This window comes from Vibrio sp. Vb0304, from assembly GCF_033338995.1.
Lineage (GTDB): Bacteria > Pseudomonadota > Gammaproteobacteria > Enterobacterales > Vibrionaceae > Vibrio > Vibrio alginolyticus.
This window is the reverse complement of the sequence record NZ_JAWOTT010000173.1, coordinates 1-1,299: the sequence shown is the minus strand read 5'-3', so window position 1 is coordinate 1,299 and position 1,299 is coordinate 1. Positions and strand designations below refer to the sequence as shown.

The following is a 1,299-nucleotide window of genomic DNA, read 5'->3' as shown; positions in this document are numbered from 1 at the left end:
AAACCAAAACCACAGTGCCCACTAGAAATTACCGCCGCGTCGTAGTTGCTGCCCATGACGCGGAATGTCACGTAGTAAGCGAACACCGCAAGAATTACCGACTGCACGGCAAGGATGATCAAGAACGGAATGGCTAGATCAAAAATGTTCCACAGTTTTAGGCTCATTAGCGCCATTGCTAGGAACAGCGACAATGAAACCGTACCGAGAATATCCACGGTTTCTAAGTCGACTTTGCGAACTTTCGTCACTTCCATGATGTTGGTGATCACCACACCAATAAACAACGCGTAGACAAAGTCTGGAATCATCAACCATTTGATGCCAAAGCTGCTCACCCAGTTTTCTAGATAACCCGCCCCTGTCACACACAACAAAATAATCGACAAGCTTTCGACCACTTTCTTTGCAGTAACTCGGTCTTCTTCGTGCTCGTTATAAGTCACGAGTTCAGGAAAACGTTGGTGACTTTGATTTGTACGGCCGTATTCCGACTCTAGGTTGTTTTTGTCTATCAAACGCTGTGCCACTGGGCTGCCGATGATGCCGCCAATCACCAAGCCAAACGTCGCAGATGCCATCGCAACCTCAAGTACGTTATGTAGCCCGTACATATCTTGGAAAGTCTGCGACCAAGCTGCGCCTGTTCCGTGACCACCAGAAAGCGTAATGGAACCCGCAATTAACCCCATTAGCGGATCTAAGCCCAATGCGGTCGCCAAAGACACACCAACGGCGTTTTGAATAAGAATGTACGCTGATGCCACCGCGAGAAAGATAAACACCTTCGCACCACCTTTGATCAGTTGGGTGTAGTTTGCCGCTAATCCAACGGTGGCAAAAAACATCAACATAAAGGTATTTTGCAGTGGTAAATCGAAGGATAAATCAACGCCATTAAAGTGCATTGCGGTAATCACACAGGCGATGACTAACCCACCAACAATCGGTTCTGGGATATTAAATTTTTTTAAAATTGGAAGTTTGGTGTTGATAAATTGCCCTAGGAACAACACACAAATAGCGACGAGAAACGACTCCTGTGGGCCAATTGAAATAACATGATTCATAAAACCTCTTTTTTCCTTTTTCTCATCCGCTGAGTAATGCTTCAACGAGAGATAGGTAACGAATCCAATCAGGTTGCCTATTGAGTCCTTATTTTTCTAGGGTGAATTCCACTCTAATTCTCACCAAATAAGAATGTTTTGATTTTAATATTCAATAAATTCTCACTCAGCGATAAACGCGAGTTTTGTCGTAAGTTTCTCACGCTCTGAAGTACCTCTAATTGCGGAT

The 1,299-nt window shown here is 44.4% G+C and carries 1 protein-coding gene; it reads right to left on the bottom strand.

The features are described 5' to 3' along the window. Window positions 1-1,070 (bottom strand): sodium/glutamate symporter (gltS, locus tag R7P35_RS24740; protein WP_318093003.1); only part of this gene is annotated, 1,070 nt, incomplete at its 3' end. Between the last annotated feature and the right edge of the window lie 229 nt (window positions 1,071-1,299).